Annotated in this window: 15 protein-coding genes; 6 read left to right on the forward strand and 9 right to left on the reverse strand. The window is 56.7% G+C overall.

Translation table 11 applies throughout. The features are described from left to right. The first annotated feature begins 48 nt into the window (after positions 1 to 48). Positions 49 to 726 carry a lysoplasmalogenase family protein gene (locus tag GRI91_RS01445; RefSeq protein WP_160734853.1) on the forward strand — a complete coding sequence of 226 codons (678 nt, stop codon included), beginning with the start codon at positions 49 to 51 and terminating at the stop codon, positions 724 to 726. 47 nt (positions 727 to 773) lie between these two features. Here GRI91_RS01445 and GRI91_RS01450 read toward each other — a convergent pair whose 3' ends face one another. Beyond that, positions 774 to 1,370 (reverse strand): hypothetical protein, encoded by a 597-nt coding sequence (locus tag GRI91_RS01450; protein ID WP_160734854.1) that lies wholly within the window; start codon positions 1,368 to 1,370, stop codon positions 774 to 776. Positions 1,371 to 1,494: 124 nt separating this feature from the next. Then, complete coding sequence (gene gyrA / locus GRI91_RS01455) at positions 1,495 to 4,215, reverse strand: DNA gyrase subunit A (RefSeq protein WP_202385432.1); 2,721 nt, start codon at positions 4,213 to 4,215, stop codon at positions 1,495 to 1,497. A 370-nt stretch (positions 4,216 to 4,585) separates the two neighbouring features. Between gyrA and GRI91_RS01460 the strand changes: the two genes are divergently transcribed. Beyond that, positions 4,586 to 5,902 (forward strand): hypothetical protein, encoded by a 1,317-nt coding sequence (locus tag GRI91_RS01460; RefSeq protein WP_160734856.1) that lies wholly within the window; start codon positions 4,586 to 4,588, stop codon positions 5,900 to 5,902. Between the two features lie 112 nt (positions 5,903 to 6,014). Here the strand turns inward: GRI91_RS01460 and ychF are convergent, their stop codons facing one another. The 3 genes from ychF to GRI91_RS01475 all read right to left on the reverse strand — a co-directional run bounded on the left by ychF (position 6,015) and on the right by GRI91_RS01475 (position 7,742). After that, complete coding sequence (gene ychF, locus GRI91_RS01465) at positions 6,015 to 7,115, reverse strand: redox-regulated ATPase YchF (RefSeq protein ID WP_160734857.1); 1,101 nt, start codon at positions 7,113 to 7,115, stop codon at positions 6,015 to 6,017. Positions 7,116 to 7,241: 126 nt separating this feature from the next. Next, positions 7,242 to 7,481, reverse strand: a complete 240-nt coding sequence (locus GRI91_RS16345) for a PEP-CTERM sorting domain-containing protein (RefSeq protein ID WP_160734858.1) — start codon at positions 7,479 to 7,481, stop codon at positions 7,242 to 7,244. A 45-nt stretch (positions 7,482 to 7,526) separates the two neighbouring features. Next, positions 7,527 to 7,742 (reverse strand): PEP-CTERM sorting domain-containing protein, encoded by a 216-nt coding sequence (locus GRI91_RS01475; protein WP_160734859.1) that lies wholly within the window; start codon positions 7,740 to 7,742, stop codon positions 7,527 to 7,529. Positions 7,743 to 8,020: 278 nt separating this feature from the next. Between GRI91_RS01475 and GRI91_RS01480 the strand changes: the two genes are divergently transcribed. After that, positions 8,021 to 9,496 (forward strand): tetratricopeptide repeat protein, encoded by a 1,476-nt coding sequence (locus GRI91_RS01480; RefSeq protein WP_160734860.1) that lies wholly within the window; start codon positions 8,021 to 8,023, stop codon positions 9,494 to 9,496. An 84-nt stretch (positions 9,497 to 9,580) separates the two neighbouring features. Continuing rightward, positions 9,581 to 10,273, forward strand: coding sequence for a TIGR02466 family protein (locus GRI91_RS01485; protein WP_160734861.1), 693 nt, complete (start codon positions 9,581 to 9,583; stop codon positions 10,271 to 10,273). Positions 10,274 to 10,316: 43 nt separating this feature from the next. Here the strand turns inward: GRI91_RS01485 and pth are convergent, their stop codons facing one another. The 4 genes from pth to GRI91_RS01505 form a co-directional block, all read right to left on the reverse strand. Next, positions 10,317 to 10,886, reverse strand: coding sequence for an aminoacyl-tRNA hydrolase (gene pth / locus GRI91_RS01490; protein WP_160734862.1), 570 nt, complete (start codon positions 10,884 to 10,886; stop codon positions 10,317 to 10,319). 128 nt (positions 10,887 to 11,014) lie between these two features. Continuing rightward, a complete protein-coding gene (locus GRI91_RS01495) occupies positions 11,015 to 11,671 on the reverse strand; it encodes a 50S ribosomal protein L25/general stress protein Ctc (protein WP_160734863.1) in 657 nt (218 codons plus the stop codon). A gap of 149 nt (positions 11,672 to 11,820) precedes the next feature. Next, positions 11,821 to 12,711: a TraB/GumN family protein gene (locus tag GRI91_RS01500; protein WP_160734864.1), complete on the reverse strand. Its 891-nt coding sequence runs from the start codon at positions 12,709 to 12,711 to the stop codon at positions 11,821 to 11,823. Between the two features lie 8 nt (positions 12,712 to 12,719). Next, on the reverse strand, positions 12,720 to 13,646 hold the full coding sequence (locus GRI91_RS01505) for a TraB/GumN family protein (protein WP_160734865.1): 927 nt from the start codon (positions 13,644 to 13,646) through the stop codon (positions 12,720 to 12,722). A gap of 177 nt (positions 13,647 to 13,823) precedes the next feature. Here GRI91_RS01505 and GRI91_RS01510 point away from each other — a divergent pair, with 177 nt between their 5' ends. Continuing rightward, a complete protein-coding gene (locus GRI91_RS01510) occupies positions 13,824 to 14,720 on the forward strand; it encodes a glycine--tRNA ligase subunit alpha (RefSeq protein ID WP_160734866.1) in 897 nt (298 codons plus the stop codon). Beyond that, positions 14,717 to 16,873 carry a glycine--tRNA ligase subunit beta gene (glyS, locus tag GRI91_RS01515; RefSeq protein ID WP_160734867.1) on the forward strand — a complete coding sequence of 719 codons (2,157 nt, stop codon included), beginning with the start codon at positions 14,717 to 14,719 and terminating at the stop codon, positions 16,871 to 16,873. Before GRI91_RS01510 ends, glyS begins: the two co-directional genes overlap by 4 nt. Positions 16,874 to 16,885 lie beyond the last annotated feature (12 nt).

The raw sequence follows: 16,885 nt of genomic DNA on the forward strand, positions 1-16,885 counted from the left end.
ATGGGCTGCGCGCTTGCTCCCAAGCGCAAAGCGGGTCAAGGGTAGACCATGCCAAAGCGTGCCCTGTATGAGAAAAGACCCTATTTGCTCGCTTCCTTCGCGGCGGCGCTGGCCTTCTATTATCTGCGCGCTGGCCCGGTGCCGGAGTTGTATCTGATTCCGGTCAAGGGAGCAGCGGTTGGTTTGCTCGCTCTATACGCCTTTATGCGGCATCACAGCCCGGATTCGCGATTGCTGGTTTGGGTAATGGCGTTGGCCGCGGTCGGCGACATGGCCTTTGAAGTGGATAGTGAAACGGCGGCATGGCTGTATTTTGGCAGTCATCTTTTTGCCTTGGGTCTGTATCTGCGCAATCGGCGGCCTGTGCTCTCCACTTCGCAAAAAGCCTGTGCTGCCAGCTTGCTGCTGCTGTTACCGGCAATTTGCGCTGTGCTGGCTCTTCCCGGCAGCCGTTTTTCCGCTGCTCTCTATGGGCTTACCATGGGGGCGATGGCGGCGACTGCCTGGACCAGCGTATTCCCGCGTTACCGCGTTGGGGCAGGGGCGGTTTTGTATGTCGCGGCGGAGTTGCTGTTGCTGGCTGGGCTAGGGATAATGCAGGGCAGCATGATACCTCAGATTTTTGCATGGCCGCTTTATTACCTTGGCCAATTCCTGATCTGCACCGGGGTCATTCAAACATTGCGCAAACGTGACCCGGAACTACGCCTGATCCATGGCAGATAAATTGCCATACCCGCATATACGGCCTTCATTTGGTGTGAGTGGGTTCGCTAAAAACCATTTCTCTCTCGCAGGAGATTTTCAAGTTTGCGACGATCTTTGCGGCTTCGTATTTGGTTGCTGATGGAACTCTCTGCGGAAACGCTCAGTTTGCTGGTGTCTTCGTCACGTTTGATCGCAAAACACCGTGAGCATCCAACGGGCAAATCTTCGGGCCCGTAAACCGCCACCACCGTTAATTCGAGATTTTGGCATCCGTCATCGAGGGATATGCCGCTTTCCCTGAGAATCTCATCAAAACTACCGATATTGGTCATTTTTCCCTGTTGAAGGGCACCGAAGCGAAACGAGTTCTCGTGAGATTTGTCTGTGTGGTCGGAGTGTCTTGCGGGCTGCAGATAGGTTTTGTCATCGCCATGATTCACACTGGCGACAATGGCATCAAGAAAGACCGGCTCCGGGCTCATATTGATGACAACACAATCCTGGGCCTCGCCGTGCTGAACGCAATCTATGATCAATTTGGTCTGACGTTGGCGTTTATAGGCGGCTACGACGAGATTGAAGTAGACCAGCCAGATTGTGACCATGCCGAGGTTGAACAGCGCGTTTAAGGCGCCACTATATTGATTGAGCCATTGAAGCATAGTGCGGGTAACTGGTTGTTAACGCGCCAGTTTCAAGAGGCTGAGATCCAAGGGGCTGGGCCAACAAAAACGCCCCCTTTCAAGGGGGCGTTTTCTTACTTGTTTGTCGAAGCGCGGCGTGAGCTTAAGCCTCGCTGTCATCCTCTTCACCGGGCGGATCATCGCGATCGAGCGTGGTGTGCGGTGTTGTTTCCGGACTATCGCCCGCGACAATTTCCTCGATGATGGCTTCTTCAGCTTCGTTCTCGGGAGCCTCTTCTTCATCAATGCGTACGGCGCTGACGATGAATTCGCCCTTGCTCACATTGAACAGACGGACACCCGCGCTGCCGCGACCGATCACTCGCAACGTGTCGAGACCAATGCGGATCAGTTTGGCCTGATTGGTGACCAGCATCAGCTGATCGTTCAGCGTTGCACGGAAGCTTGCCACCACGGGGCCGTTGCGCTTGATATTGTCGATATTCACGATGCCCTGACCACCGCGGCCGATGCGGCGGTATTCATAGGCTGACGAAATCTTGCCATAGCCATTGGCGCAGATTGTCAGAATGAATTCTTCATTGTCGCGCAATTCCTCGAAGCGTTCCGCAGGGAGGTCAGGATCGCTATCCCGCTCGGCCTTCCAAGGGGCATGACGCAGATATTCGTCGCGTTCTTCGCTTTCCGCACCCACGCGGTGAAGAATGGAAAGCGATACGACTTCGTCATCATCCTTCAGATTCATCCCCCGGACACCGGTTGATGTGCGGGACTGGAATTCCCTGATGTCTTCCGCTGCAAAACGGATGGCCTTGCCGTTGCGAGAGGCGAGCAGGACATCATCGAGTGAATCGAGCAGGGCAACACCGATCAGACGGTCGCCTGAATCCTCGTCAAAACGCATCGCCAATTTGCCGTTGGACGGGATATTGGCGAAGGAATCCATCGCGTTCCGGCGCACGCCACCCTTGGCGGTGGCAAACACCACATTGAGCGCGCCCCAGCTGTCTTCATCCTCCGGCAAAGGCAGAACGGCTGCGATTGCTTCGCCGCTATCAAGCGAGGGCAACAGGTTCACGATAGGCCGTCCGCGTGTCGTTGGCCCGCCTTCCGGCAGTTTCCAGACCTTGAGGCGATAAACCTTGCCAGCGGTGGAGAAGAACAGCACCGGATTATGCGTGCTGGTGACGAACATTTCGCTGACCGCGTCCTGTTCCTTCGTCGCCATACCCGCACGGCCTTTGCCGCCGCGATGTTGCGCCCTGAAGGTCGAGAGCGGGGTGCGTTTGATGTAACCGTCAAGCGTAACGGTAACGACCATTTCGTCCCGTTCGATCAGGTCTTCATCATCAAGGCCATCCCATGCGGGCGCGATTTCGGATACACGCGGTGTCGCGTAATTAGCACGAATCTCAACCAGCTCATCACGCATCACGCCGTAGAGTTTTGCGCGATCACCAAGGATTGAGAGATATTCCTCAATCGCAATGGAAAGCTCTTTGAGTTCGTCGCCGATCTCGTCACGTCCCAGCGCGGTCAAGCGATGCAGACGCAGGTCCAGAATGGCTTTTACCTGCCGTTCGGACAGGCGATATGTGCCGCCTGTCTGTTCGGCATCGGGTTCAATTGCCTCAACCAGACGAATATATTGCGCAATATCGCCGATCGGCCATTCACGTGCACGAAGCTTGCTGCGCGCTTCTGCCGGATTGGATGCGCCGCGGATGATTTTCACCACCTCGTCCAGATTGGATACCGCAACCACCAGGCCGAGCAAGATATGCGCACGTTCACGCGCCTTGTTCAGTTCATATTTCGTGCGCCGGGTGATGACCTGTTCGCGGAACTGAATGAAGGCCTGAATAATGTCGCGCAGGAACATGACTTCGGGCCGACCGCCGCGAATGGCGAGCATATTGGCTGGGAAGCTCGACTGCGCGGGTGTGTGCCGCCAGATCTGGTTCAACACCACTTCCGGCGTAGCATCGCGCTTCAGATCGACGACCACGCGCATGCCTTCGCGCGAGGATTCGTCGCGAATATCGGAAACGCCCTCAATCCGCTTTTCCTTCGCGGCTTCGGCGATCTTTTCAACGAGGTTGGATTTGCCAACCTGATAGGGAATGGAGTGGAGCACGATTGCGCGGCGTTCACCGCGATTTTCTTCAATATCGTGACGGCACCGCATCAGAACAGAACCGCGCCCGGTCGTATAGGCGGAGCGGGCACCGGCATTCCCCAGAATTATCGGTGCTGTCGGGAAGTCGGGGCCGGGGATGATCTGGAACAGTTCTTCCGAAGTGATTCCGGGGTTTTCGATATAGGCCAGACAGCCATCGATAACTTCACCCAGATTATGAGGCGGGATGTTGGTTGCCATCCCGACTGCGATCCCGCCTGAGCCATTGACCAGCAGATTGGGGAAGCGGGCCGGAAGCACGGTGGGTTCAGAGCGCGAACCATCATAATTGTCGGCAAAATCGACAGTATCCTTGTCGAGATCATCAAGCAGTGTGGTGGAAACCTTGGCCAGACGCGCTTCGGTGTAACGCATGGCTGCCGGCGGATCGGGGTCCATGGAACCAAAGTTACCCTGACCATCGATCAGCGGAACGCGCAGCGACCAGGGCTGCGTCATACGTGCCAGCGCATCGTAAATCGCGCTGTCGCCATGCGGGTGATAGTTACCCATCACGTCGCCGACGATTTTTGATGATTTGCGATAGGGCCGATTATAGACGAAGCCGCCTTCCTGGCTGGCATATAGGATGCGGCGATGGACCGGTTTAAGCCCGTCACGCACATCGGGTAATGCGCGGGACACGATTACGCTCATCGCGTAATCGAGATAGCTCGTCTTCATTTCCTCGACGATGTCGATCCGGTCGATCTCGTCTGGCCCTTCGGGGGAATCGATATTCTCGATGTTGTCGCTCACCTGCGAAATTCGCCTGTCATTGTTATTACTTCAAAACGTGGGATGACCCTAGGACATCCATCGCTGACAAGCCAGTAAAAGCGCCGCCTGAGCCGCATGCAGCCACGCTTATCCACGATTTCTTTTGTCTTCTGGTCCGGTGTGACGGATCTGAGTGAACAGCCCATTCAAAAACCGTTCAGGCCTTTCACTTTACATCATATTTGCAATTATGGCGCCGAAACGGCAGTAACGCGTTCGTGTTGACCATTGATAGGGCGCTTATGCCCATTAATACCTTACAGGAGAGTAATTGATGCTTCGTATGTCCCTTCCCGTACGTCGCAAGGCCCACAAGGGTCTTGGTTCCAAAATCGCAATGGCGATGGCTCTGGCCGGCGGAACCGTTGCTGGCGCAGGGATCGCGACCCCCGCTTTCGCCCAGGATTATTCCAAGGCCTTCGTGAAAACGTATAAGCCTGTGGCGGATATCGTGAATGCAGAAGGCGGCGATGTCGCTTCGCAGAAGCCCAACATTCCTGCCGTTATCGCAGCAATTGAGACTGAAGACGATCGTTTTGCAGCAGGCCAGCTGATTCTCAGCATGGGCTCCAAACTCACGGATCCGAGCCTGCAGCGTCAAGGCCTTGAGCTGATGCTCGCCAGTGGCAAGACTCCTGCGGAACAAGTCGGCCAATTCCAGTTCTATGTCGGTAACTTCGCTTACCAGGCCGGTGATTATGCCGCTGCACGCGAAGCGCTGAATGCCGCGGCTGCTGCCGGTTATACCGACAATGATCCCGAAGCGCTGATCATCGAAAGCTACTTTGCTGAAGATCAGAACAAGGCTGGTCTCGATTATCTGAAGCAGGCAGTTACCGCGCGGATGGATGCTGGCCGTGAAGTGCCGGATAATTGGCTCCTGCGCGGCCTGAAGGTTGCCTATGAAAATGATATGGCAGCCGAAGCGACCGATATCGCGGCATTGCTGGCTGAGAATAACCCGACCGAACAGAACTGGACCAATGGTCTGCAGGTTGTTCGTGCGCTGAACGACTTTGAAGGTCAGGAAATGCTCGATGTCATGCGCCTGATGCGTGCGACCGGTTCCATGACCACTCAGCGCGATTATATCGAATATGTCGAAGCGGCCGATGCGCGCCGGATGGCCAATGAAGTGCTGGCCGTGCTGCAGGAAGGTGAAGCTGCCGGTCTGGTGCCTGCGGATGAGCCTTTCTTCAACGATGCCAAATCGACCGCGCAGGAACGTGCAGCATCCGACCGTGAAGGCGCGTCCGAACTGCTGGCTGATGCACAGAGCGCGGATACCGGCGTGACGGCTCTCGGCGCCGCGGATCTGTTCATGTCGTTTGATGATTACGCAAATGCCGAGAAAATGTACGCGCTCGCAGTCGAAAAGGGCGGGGTTGATAAGAACCGTGCTCTGACACGTGAAGGCATCGCCCAGGCTATGCAGGGCGAATCTGACGCAGCACGCGCCACACTGCAGCAGGTTACCGGAAACCGGGCACCGATTGCTGAAATGTGGATCGCCTATGTCGATGCGAACGATGCGCCGGCCGCTCCGGCTCCGGCAGCAACGCCAGCGACAGCAGCTCAGCCCGAAGGCTGATCTGGCTCAGGTCTGAAACACCAAAAAGGCCCGGGAAGCGAGAGCTTTCCGGGCCTTTTTCTGTGCTTTGTATGTCCCCGCGTGTCGGGCACGCGGGGGATGGTTCAGGGGATCAGACGTTGAACTTGAAGTTCATGATGTCGCCATCCTGCACCAGATATTCCTTGCCCTCCTGACGCAGTTTACCGGCCTCGCGCGCGGCACTCTCTCCGCCCAGTTCGATATAATCCGCAAAGGCGATGGTTTCGGCCCGGATGAAGCCCTTTTCGAAATCGCTATGGATCTCACCGGCTGCTTGCGGTGCCTTTGCGCCTGCCGGGAAGGTCCATGCGCGCGCTTCTTTCGGGCCGCAGGTGAAGAAAGTCTGCAGTCCAAGCAGATTGTAACCCGCCTTGATCACTCTCGCGAGACCGCTTTCTTGCAAGCCCAGCTCGCTAAGGAACTCGCCTCTTTCCTCAGGCTCCATCGCAACCAGCTCGGCTTCGATGGCAGCGGACACGACAACCGCCTGAGCGCCTTCGGATGCGGCCTTTTCAAAAACCTGTGCTGACAGATCATTGCCCGTCGCCGCATCGCCTTCGGCGACATTGCAGACATAGAGCACAGGCTTTGCCGTCAACAGCTGAGCCTGACCAAATACGCGCTCTTCTTCCTCGTCCTTTGGCTCGGTCAGCCGGGCGGGCTTGCCTTCTCGCAGAAGTTCGAGTGCCTGACCCAACACGCTGGCGGCGATTTTCGATTCCTTGTCACCGCTCGTCGCACGCTTCTGCGCAGCGGGGACCCGCTTTTCGAGGCTTTCCAGATCCGACAACATAAGCTCGGTCTCGACCACTTCGGCATCCGTGATGGGATCAACCTTGTTGGAGACGTGCTGAATGTCGTCATCTTCGAAGCAGCGCAAGACGTGAACGATCGCGTCGACTTCGCGGATATTGCCAAGAAACTGGTTGCCCAGACCTTCGCCCTTGCTGGCGCCTTTGACCAGGCCCGCAATATCGACAAAGGCCAGCTGCGTTGGGATGATCTTGGCAGAGCCTGATATCGCCGCGATCTGATCAAGTCGGCCATCGGGCACGGATACCTGGCCAACATTCGGCTCAATCGTGCAGAATGGATAATTCGCAGCCTGTGCGGCCTGCGTTTCGGTAAGTGCATTGAACAGCGTCGATTTGCCAACATTGGGCAGGCCGACGATCCCGCAGCGGAATCCCATGGATTATTTCCTCGATTTACGTTTGATGGCCGCCTTAGCGCCGCTGGGCGAGAAACGCCAGAGATGCAAAAGGGGCGCTGGTGCCGCACACCAACGCCCCTGAAAATTTACCGCGTAAATGCGGTGTTATTTCTGGCGCGAAGACCGGTTTGTACGTCTGCCAAGGATCAACCCTGCCAGTCCGATAGCCGCAATGCCGAGCATCCCCGGTTCGGGAACCTGCGTCGGTATAGACGGCTCAGATTCCCCACCCTGGCAGCCGCTGGTGCAATGATCCGGTTCAGTTGGATTATGACCCATTGCAAAGGCAGGTGTCGTTACCAGGCCAAAAATCGCAGCAGTCAGGAGAAGGGAGTTACGCAACATATAGAAGATTCTTTCTAGAAACTTGGTCTTCGCGTCGAAGAGTAATCAGGATTTGCGCGAAGAGCGGCGAGCGCGGACAAGGCCCAGTCCCAGCAGCCCGAGACCCGCAATACCCAGCATGCCCGGTTCAGGAACAGGCGTGCCACCCGATGAGTTCCCGTGGCCGCAACCAGGATGATGATGATGATAGGTTGCCATGGCCGGCGTTGCGATCATCAGAGCGCCCAGCGTGCCGGACAGAAGGAGTGTTTTCTTGATCATAATTTAAGTCCCCCAATTGAAACGAAGGCCAGATCACACAAAATTCCGTATCCAGAGCCGGCCGTTGACCGCAACCCAAGAGCAAGATGCGAAAAGAGTCGACCGGGACTGGCTGAGTGTCGCGATGTGGTACAACTGCAAATCTTCATGGTTAACGCCATATTTTTGGCAGAAGGTGGGGCCGAATTTGGGGAGGAACTGTGCGCAACCTGCAATCATCATTTGTTATGGGCTTGTTCTTTTCCATCTTATGCAGCTGCTCAGCAGGCACAGAGCAATTGTATGAGCAGACGCGTCAGGAGCTGTCTCAGAAAGAATATGACAAGGCAGAGGATCTGTTGCTTGAATGGTTGCAGGCAGAGCCGCGCAACGCAGACGCACTGACGCTTCTTGCAAGAGCCCAGCTTGGGCTGGGGCGCGGGGTCAGTGCGATTGCCACTCTGGATCGCTTGGCAGCGACAGGCAATCTTCCGCCAGATTACAGGATTTTGCGGGGTGACGCTGAACTGCTGCGAAAACGATATGATGCGGCTATGCGCGAGGTGCAGGGACTCCCCAGTTCAGAAGCGTGGCGCGTGCGCGCATTGGCTGCGATCGGACTTCAGCGTGGGTCTGATGCTGAAAATGCTTTCCACGAAGGACTTGTAGCCAGCGGGGCCAAGGCGCCCTTGCGCGGTGAATATGCTCTTTTTCTGCTGGATCGCGGAGATATCGCAAAAGCCGAAGAGCAAGTCAGAGAGGCTGTCAGAGAAGATCCCAATGCGCTGGCACCGATGTTGGCATCGGCGCAGATTTCGATAACGAAGGGAGATCTCGCCGCAGCGCTTGCAACATACCGCAAGGCGCGGAAAATCTATCCCGACAGCCGATCCGTACTGATCGGGCTGGCTGAGGCGCTGGCCGATCTTGACCAATATCAGGCCATGACCCCTTTGATCGATGAACTCTACGCCCTCGCTCCGACGGATATTGCGGTGGTGTATCTTGAGGCACGTGTGTTAGCCGGGCAGGGCGATTGGACAGTAGTGCGCGATCTTTTGCAGACGCGGGAGGATGAGCTGACCGATATGCCGGAGGCGGTGCTGCTTTATGCGCGTGCTTTGCTTGAGCTAGGACAGGATGAGCAGGCGCTGGCACGTTTATCGCCCCTGATCCGCAAATGGCCGAAGCTGACAGGCGCACGCCGGACTCTGGCTGAAGCGCAAATCTCTACGGGTGAGGTGGCGACGGCCATCGCGACGCTTCAGCCCGCGATGAGGGGGAGTCCATCCCCGGAAATACTGCAAGTAATGGCGAAAGCGCAGCAGGAACTGGGGAATTCGGCAGAGGCTGCGACCTATCGTCAGAGGGCTCAGCGTGCTGCGCTTGACCGGGCAGCCAAAGACAGGTCCCTTGGCGAAGCCGCATTGACCCGTGATGCCTGGATGGTCGCGGAATCAGCTTTCAACAGGGTGATCAAATCGCAAGGCAGGCATGATGCCGAAGTGCTGAGCAAACTTGCTTATGCGCAGGGGCGTCTCGGCAAGTTTCAAGATGCCCTGCGCAATGCAGAAGCCGCATTCGAACTGGCTCCGCAAAATCCGGCTGTGATGGACACGCTGGGCTGGCTTCTGTTTCGTACTGGCAAAGACCGGCCGCGCGGTTTTGCCTTGCTTGAAAATGCAGTCCGACTTGCTCCCGATGACGAACTGATCGCCCAACATTGGCAGCGTGCCAGAAGCAGTGCAGAACAGACAGCATTGACGAAAAAATAGCTGAGATAGCGAAGCAATGGTTGCAGTTCGCTCAGTGTTTTTCCAATGCGTAACAGAACAAAATTCAGGGAACGCCGGAATCCGATGAGCTTCGATTTTAATACTATCCACCTTCTGTTTCCCACGCCGGTCGTGTCATACAAAATTCACGATTCCGAGCGCTTAAACATGGAGTTGCTGAAAGAAATCGACGCGCGTCAGGCAAGCGAACTAGGCATAAAACGCAGTAACCGGCTGGGCTGGCATAGCGAATCTGATTTCTTCCAGCGCAAGGAACCAGCGCACAACACGATTGCCAGAGCGATCCGTGATGCCGCTGTGAATGCGACCAAACGAATCACCGGTAATCCGAAGGAGCTGGAAAAGGGACGGCTGACCTTGACGGGTTGGGTCAATGTTAACCCCACGGGCGGCCACAACGCCCCGCATGATCACCCAGGTAGTTTCTGGTCTGGCTGCTATTATGTCTCCATGCCCAAGCCCGATGAAGAGGAAGGGCGCCCCAGCGCCATATCTTTTATCGATCATCGTTCTGCACCGGCGGGGCAGCCTCTTGTGAAGGCGCCTTATCTCAACGGCTCGATGCCGATGCGGCCGGAAGAGGGGACATTGCTGCTGTTCCCCAGCACTGCGAAACATTGGGTAGAGCCCAATATGGCGAAAACGTCGCGTGTTACGGTGGCGCTTAATGCGTTTGTATTTGGCGGTCTTCCACCGCATGTTCAGCAGGCGCAGAAGGAAGCTGCAGAAAAGGCAGCGAAAGACCCGGAAAAATAAGACAAAGGGCGGGCGCCGTCTCTGGCGGTCCTGCCCCTTTGCGTTAATCCTGCTGACGCAGGGCGACATCGCTCATAAATCGCGGATTGTCGCCCTTGGCGAGCCAGTCCGCCTCGGCGGAAACCGAGCCCAGCATTCCTGCCAGCTCGTCCTGTTCGGCCTTGGCATAATTGCCGAGCACATAGCCATGGACCCGGTCTTTATGGCCGGGATGGCCAATGCCAAGCCGAACACGGCGGTAATCCTGCCCGCAATGGCGATCGATTGACCGCAGGCCATTATGGCCCGCCGCACCGCCCCCGATCTTCACCTTCACCTTAAAAGGCGCGAGATCGAGCTCATCGTGAAATACGGTAAGGGCATCGAGGTCAAGTTTGTAGAAGCGCAGCGCTTCACCCACTGACCGGCCGCTCTCATTCATGAAGGTCGCCGGTTTAAGCAGAATGATCCGCTCCCCGCCGATCCGCCCATCCTGAACCCAGCCCTGAAATTTCTTCTGGACCGAACCGAAGCCGTGCATGTCGGCCATGACGTCCAGCGCCATGAAACCTACATTGTGCCGGTGCATCGCATATTGCGGACCAGGATTTCCGAGACCTACCCAAAGTTGCATGGGGCTTCCGATAGCGATCTGGCGGCAGATGCCAAGGGCTGCGTTGTCACGCGGTGCTTATCGTACACAAAAAAGCCGGCCAATCCGCAGTGGATGGCCGGCCTTTTGCGTTCAGAAACTGGCAGCGATCAGTCGTTGTCGCCGGGGTTCTGTTCTTGTTCAGTTGCAACGGTTTCGGGCGTTTCTTCTTCGTCAGCTTCGGAATCCGAACGCTTCAGAGCGGAAGGCGCAACAACCGTAGCGATGGTGAAATCGCGGTCGGTGATGGCGCTTTCAGAACCCTTGGGCAGCTTCACGTGGCTGATGTGAATCGAATCGCCGACTTCGAGGCCGGTGACGTCGATTTCGATTTCGCCAGGAATCTTGTCTGCTTCGCAAACCAGTTCCAGTTCGTGACGCACGACGTTGAGCACGCCGCCACGCTTCAGACCCGGGGATTGTTCTTCATTGGTGAAGAGAACCGGTACCGACACGTCAACCTTGGCGTTCTTCGAGAGACGCAGGAAGTCGACATGCAGCGGGCGGTCTGAAACCGGGTGAAACGCGACATCCTTAGGCAGGGTGCGAAGCGTCTGACCATCAAGATCGATCTGAACGATCGAGTTCATGAAGTGACCGGAGCCAAGCTGTTTAGCCAGCACACGTTCTTCAACATGAATGGTAATGGGTTCTTTGTTATCGCCGTAGATAACGGCGGGAATGCGGCCTTCACGACGCAGTGCACGGGAGGCTCCCTTGCCAGCCCGTTCGCGCGCCTCGGCCGGCAGGGTCAGAGCGTCGCTCATAATACGTGCCTTTCGAATGCGTTTGAAATAGGTTTTCCGTCACGCCTCCAGGGATGATCATAACGGAAGACCGGGCCATTAGGGGCAAATTGCTTTCAATGCAAGCGCTGAGCCATTTGGGCCCCGCCAATGATTGTGCAGGCCGCTGATCACTGGATACGTTTTATAACATATCCTTCCTTGCTCAACGCTTGCGGTAAACCATCAGCGCCGATCATATGCCCGGCACCGACCGCGATGAAAAGTGGTCCGAAGGTGGGGAAAGCTGTGTCCAGCTTGTCCACCCAATTGCGATTGCGCTTTGTGAGCAGTGTCTCACGCAATTGCGGATTGGCGAGCAGGCCTTGTGAGCTTTGATTCTTCAGAACTCGCAGATCCCCTGTCAGCCACGCTTTGAGGCTGGCATCGCGAAGGGCTGGTGCGGCTGCGGCCTCCTGCGCCACCGATATCAGCAGATGGGATTGTTCGGCGCGCGACATATTGTCGAACATATGAAATTGCTGCGCGGCGCCTTCCAGCTCCATCGCATCGGGATGCTGCCGCAGCAGCCAGCGGTCGACGCCATTGCTGGAATCGCTGTTCTGGCGGGTGGCATTGGCTAATATCAGGGCGGCGCCCCAGCTTTTGACATGGGTCCAGCTGGCATCGGAGCTGCCGGCTTGTGTGATCAGCCGCGTAATTGCAGCGCGGTCTTGTTGCGGAACGCGCTCTTCAAGCGGGGGAAGAGGGCGGTCTGAGCGGGAAAGTCTCGCAAACTCATCCGCTATCGCAGAGGAATCGTTGAGATCTGCGACTTCAACCACGAGTTTTTCTGTCTGGGCGAGGGCGCTGTCCAATCGCGGTGTGCGCCATTCGACCCCGTCCGGCAGTGCATGCACCGTGCCGAATAACCAGCCCTCCAGCTGTCCGTCTGCATTGTGCACTTCCCATAAGGCGGGCGCTGGATTGGGCCATTCCTGATCTGCCGACCGCTGGCAGGCGAGCAGGCAGGCAATGAGGAAGAAGGAAAGGGCAATCCGCATTTGGAGCAGATCACGCATTGTTCGGATCAATGGGTGATGCGGCGGGTCGGCAGTCCGCGCTGAGCCAATTGCGCCTGCACACTGTTTTCACCGGCCAGATGACCTGCCCCCACTGCGATGAATACAGTGCCGGGTTGCTGCATGCGCTCTTCAATCCAGTCCGCCCAATGTGCGTTTCGATCGGTTAGCAGCCGCTTGTAGAGCGCAGGGTCATCCAATTCCCCATTCATGATGCGGGCGAGATCATCCGCGTCGCCTGCCAGCCATTCACCGACCATCGCGTCAATCGTGTCCATCATCCCGGGTAGAGATTCCACCGTTTGATCCAGAAATGCCAGCTGTGTGTCTGGCGACATTTCGTCGAACAGACTGATTTGTTCATCCGGTGTTTCCAGCGCGGCCCGCTGCTTATCGGCTGCCTTGGCGGTCAAGACCGCGTCAACGCCGCTATTCGCACCATAACCAGCCTGAACCATCGGCAGTAATTGCAGGGTCATCGCCGCATACCAGGGCTCAAACCGGTCGAGCGCTTCCACCGGCAGGCCCAATGTTACCATCGCTGCTTCATATTGCTCGCGATTTTCATCGCTCATCTGCTCGCGCAATGTCGGCGCATCTGCAGGCAGTATGGCTTTGGACATCACCAATTGCTGCATCGCGGCTGCATCATTCATGTCTATTTCAGTGACAAGTTCGTCAGAGGATTGAAATGCTTCTGCTATGGCACCGCCAAACCACTTCACATCCTCGGGCAGGACATGCACTGTGCCAAATAGGTAAACGGTCGTGTCGTCATCTGACAAGGCCCACAGGGCCGGGCCCTGATGCCCTTCTTCAATATCCGTTTCCGCGAGGTTTTCGGGGATCTCCAAAGGCTCCGCCGCGCAAGCCGTGACGCCCAGTATCATGGAAAGTGAGCCTGCCAGTGGCAGGAGCAGGGACTTTAACGACATAAAAAGATCCTCGATCCATCTCTTGAGCGGACAAGATAGGTATTTATTCTTCAGGCAGTAGAGTGCGTTAAAAATCAATAGGGCGTTGCACCTTTGTTACCGCTGCTATCTAAATGCACATCAAGGCGCAGCCGCGGCATTGACGGTTTCCTGACCATCCGCCATGGCGCATCCACCATGACACAGGCACCGAAGAGCTTTCAGGACATGATCCTCGCGCTCCATAATTACTGGAGCGAGCAGGGTTGTGTCATTCTGCAACCATACGACATGCGCGTTGGCGCGGGCACTTTTCATACGGCGACCACGCTGCGGGCTTTGGGCCCGGAACCGTGGAACGCGGCTTTTGTTCAGCCTTGCCGCAGACCGACCGATGGTCGTTATGGTGAAAACCCCAATCGGTTGCAGCATTATTACCAATATCAGGTGATCCTGAAGCCAAGCCCGCCGGATCTGCAGGACCTTTACCTGAAAAGCCTCGAAGTGATCGGTATCGATCCTCTGAAGCACGATATTCGCTTTGTTGAGGATGACTGGGAATCCCCGACATTGGGCGCCTGGGGCCTGGGCTGGGAAGTCTGGTGTGACGGGATGGAAGTCACCCAGTTCACCTATTTCCAGCAAATGGGCGGCTATGATTGCAAACCGGTGGCGGGGGAGCTGACTTACGGGCTCGAACGCCTCGCCATGTATATTCAGAACGTCGACAATGTGTACGATCTGGATTTCAACGGCCGCGGCGTTTCCTATGGCGATGTGTTTCTCGAAAATGAGAAACAGATGTCGAAATGGAATTTTGAAGTCGCCAATACAGATGCCTTGTTCGACCTGTTCGGCAAGGCCGAGGCGGAATGCCAGAATGCGCTGCAGGCCAATGTCCCCATCGCTGCGTATGAGCAGGCGATCGAGGCGAGCCATATCTTCAACCTTTTGCAGGCGCGCGGTGTGATCTCGGTGCAAGAACGCGCCTCTTATATGGGCCGGGTCCGCGACCTCGCGCGGGGAAGCTGTGAAGCCTATATGGCCAAGGAAAAAGACCGCTGGATCAGCGCTTATCCGGAGTGGCAGGCATGAGCGATTTCCTCCTAGAATTGCGCTGTGAAGAAATTCCTGCCCGCATGCAGAAGGGCGCGCGCGCCGATCTGGAAAAACTCTTTCGCAGCGAATTGAGTGCCGCTGGCGTCACGCCGGGCGAGATTGTCGTCTGGTCCACACCGCGCCGCCTTGCACTGATCGCACGCGACCTGCCCGAACAGACCGAAGCCGTCAGTGAAGAGGCCAAGGGGCCGCCGGAAGGCGCTCCCGATCAGGCAATTGATGGTTTCTGCCGCAAGAATGGCGTGACGCGGGATCAGCTTGAGCTGCGCGATGTCAAAGGCCGTGCAACCTATTTTGCGGTGAAGAACATTCCCGGCCGCGCCGTGAAGGATGTGCTGGCCGAAGCGATACCGGCGGTTATTCGCGCCTTTCCATGGCCCAAAAGCATGCGCTGGGGCGCGGCTTCCCTGAGCAGCGAGTCCGGCCGCTGGGTCCGCCCACTCTCCGGAATTCTTGCATTGTTCGGGGACGATCTGGTGGAATGCGAAGTGCACGGCGTCACCAGCGGGCTGGTTACCGCCGGGCATCGCTTCCACCATTCGGGCGATATTACGATCGGCCATGTCGATAATTACCAAGAAAAACTGCGCGCCTGTCATGTGATTGTCGATCATGCAGAGCGTGAAGCGCTGATCCGGGACAAGGCTCAATCCGCGGCGCGCAATGCCGGGCTCGTTCTGGTCGAGGATGAAGGTCTGGTGGTGGAAAACGCCGGCCTGACCGAATGGCCGGTTCCGTTGCTTGGCCGCTTCGATGAGGCTTTTCTGGAAGTGCCGCCCGAAGTCATTCAGCTTTCAGCGCGGACCAATCAGAAGTATTTCATCTGCAATGATGCTTCGGGCAATCTTGCCAATGCCTTCATCTGCACAGCCAATATCGAGGCGGCTGATGGCGGCGCCGCGATCGTTGCGGGCAATGAAAAAGTGCTCGCCGCGCGTCTGGCTGATGCCCGTTTCTTCTGGGATGTGGACCGCAAGAAAAGCCTCGCCGAACATGCCGAGGGTTTGAAGCGGATCACGTTCCACGAAAAGCTCGGCACAGTGGCTGACAAGGTGGAGCGGGTGGCCAAACTCGCGCGCTGGTTGGTCGAACAAGACATCGTCAAAGGAGCCGATGCGCAGCAGGCTGAGCAGGCTGCACGCCTGTCCAAGGCTGATCTCGTCACCGAGATGGTTGGCGAATTTCCTGAACTTCAAGGACTTATCGGCGGTTATTATGCTGCCGCAGAAGGTCTGCCGGAGGCGGTATCCGATGCTATTCGCGATCATTACAAGCCGGTCGGGCAGGGCGACGATGTTCCATCCGCGCCGGTGACGATCGCTGTCAGTCTGGCGGATAAGCTGGATACCTTGGTCGGATTTTTTCAGATTGACGAGAAACCGACAGGTTCGAAGGACCCCTTCGCACTTCGGCGCGCAGCGATTGGTATTCTCAGCCTTATTCTGGAAAATGACCTTCGCGCTTTCATGTTTGATCTGATCACGGCGGCCGCCCATCCGGGCAAGACGTCAGAGGCCGGCCGGGAAATCGCCAGTTTTCTGATCGAACGTCTGAAGGTTCAGCAGCGCGATGCAAACATTCGGCACGACATGGTCGATGCTGTGGTGGCTGTTGAGCAAGGCGGAGACAATGTTCGCATGGTGAAGCGCATTGCGGCTCTTCAGGCCTTTATAGGATCGGAAGATGGCGCCAATTTGCTCGCCGGATATAAGCGTGCCGCCAATATCCTGAAGAAAGAGGACTGGCACGGCGAAGAGGGTGAAATCTCGCGCACTGGCGAGGAAGATCCGCTGGCGATGGTCGATGATCCCGATCTGGCTCCGGTCATCCGCGCGAAGATGGACGAACGCCATCTTGAAGACCTGTCTTACGAGCCGGATGACGCTGAAAAGGCGTTGATGGAGGCGCTGAGCAAGGCCGAGCCGCGTGCTGCGGCGGCTGTTGCGGCGGAAGATTTCGAAGGTGCGATGGCTGCGCTGGCGAGCTTGCGGGCCCCGATCGACGATTTCTTCGAAAATGTCACGGTGAACGCAGATGATCCGGCAAAGCGGGCAGCACGTCTGTCCCTGCTTGATCGTTTTCGTGCTGCGGTGCACAATGTAGCGGATTTCTCAAAAATAGACGGGTGAATTCTCACCCGG

The organism is Altericroceibacterium endophyticum, from assembly GCF_009827595.1.
GTDB lineage: Bacteria > Pseudomonadota > Alphaproteobacteria > Sphingomonadales > Sphingomonadaceae > Altericroceibacterium > Altericroceibacterium endophyticum.

Coding starts and splice junctions, on each gene's coding strand:
- GRI91_RS01450 (WP_160734854.1), bottom strand. CDS start 1,370: ATGCTTCAATGGCTCAATCAATATAGTGGCGCCTTAAACGCGCTGTTC.
- GRI91_RS01495 (WP_160734863.1), bottom strand. CDS start 11,671: ATGAGCGACGCTCTGACCCTGCCGGCCGAGGCGCGCGAACGGGCTGGC.
- ychF (WP_160734857.1), bottom strand. CDS start 7,115: ATGGGATTCCGCTGCGGGATCGTCGGCCTGCCCAATGTTGGCAAATCG.
- glyS (WP_160734867.1), top strand. CDS start 14,717: ATGAGCGATTTCCTCCTAGAATTGCGCTGTGAAGAAATTCCTGCCCGC.
- gyrA (WP_202385432.1), bottom strand. CDS start 4,215: ATGAAGACGAGCTATCTCGATTACGCGATGAGCGTAATCGTGTCCCGC.
- GRI91_RS01505 (WP_160734865.1), bottom strand. CDS start 13,646: ATGTCGTTAAAGTCCCTGCTCCTGCCACTGGCAGGCTCACTTTCCATG.
- GRI91_RS01485 (WP_160734861.1), top strand. CDS start 9,581: ATGAGCTTCGATTTTAATACTATCCACCTTCTGTTTCCCACGCCGGTC.
- GRI91_RS01475 (WP_160734859.1), bottom strand. CDS start 7,742: ATGATCAAGAAAACACTCCTTCTGTCCGGCACGCTGGGCGCTCTGATG.
- pth (WP_160734862.1), bottom strand. CDS start 10,886: ATGCAACTTTGGGTAGGTCTCGGAAATCCTGGTCCGCAATATGCGATG.
- GRI91_RS01510 (WP_160734866.1), top strand. CDS start 13,824: ATGACACAGGCACCGAAGAGCTTTCAGGACATGATCCTCGCGCTCCAT.
- GRI91_RS01460 (WP_160734856.1), top strand. CDS start 4,586: ATGCTTCGTATGTCCCTTCCCGTACGTCGCAAGGCCCACAAGGGTCTT.
- GRI91_RS01445 (WP_160734853.1), top strand. CDS start 49: ATGCCAAAGCGTGCCCTGTATGAGAAAAGACCCTATTTGCTCGCTTCC.
- GRI91_RS16345 (WP_160734858.1), bottom strand. CDS start 7,481: ATGTTGCGTAACTCCCTTCTCCTGACTGCTGCGATTTTTGGCCTGGTA.
- GRI91_RS01500 (WP_160734864.1), bottom strand. CDS start 12,711: ATGCGTGATCTGCTCCAAATGCGGATTGCCCTTTCCTTCTTCCTCATT.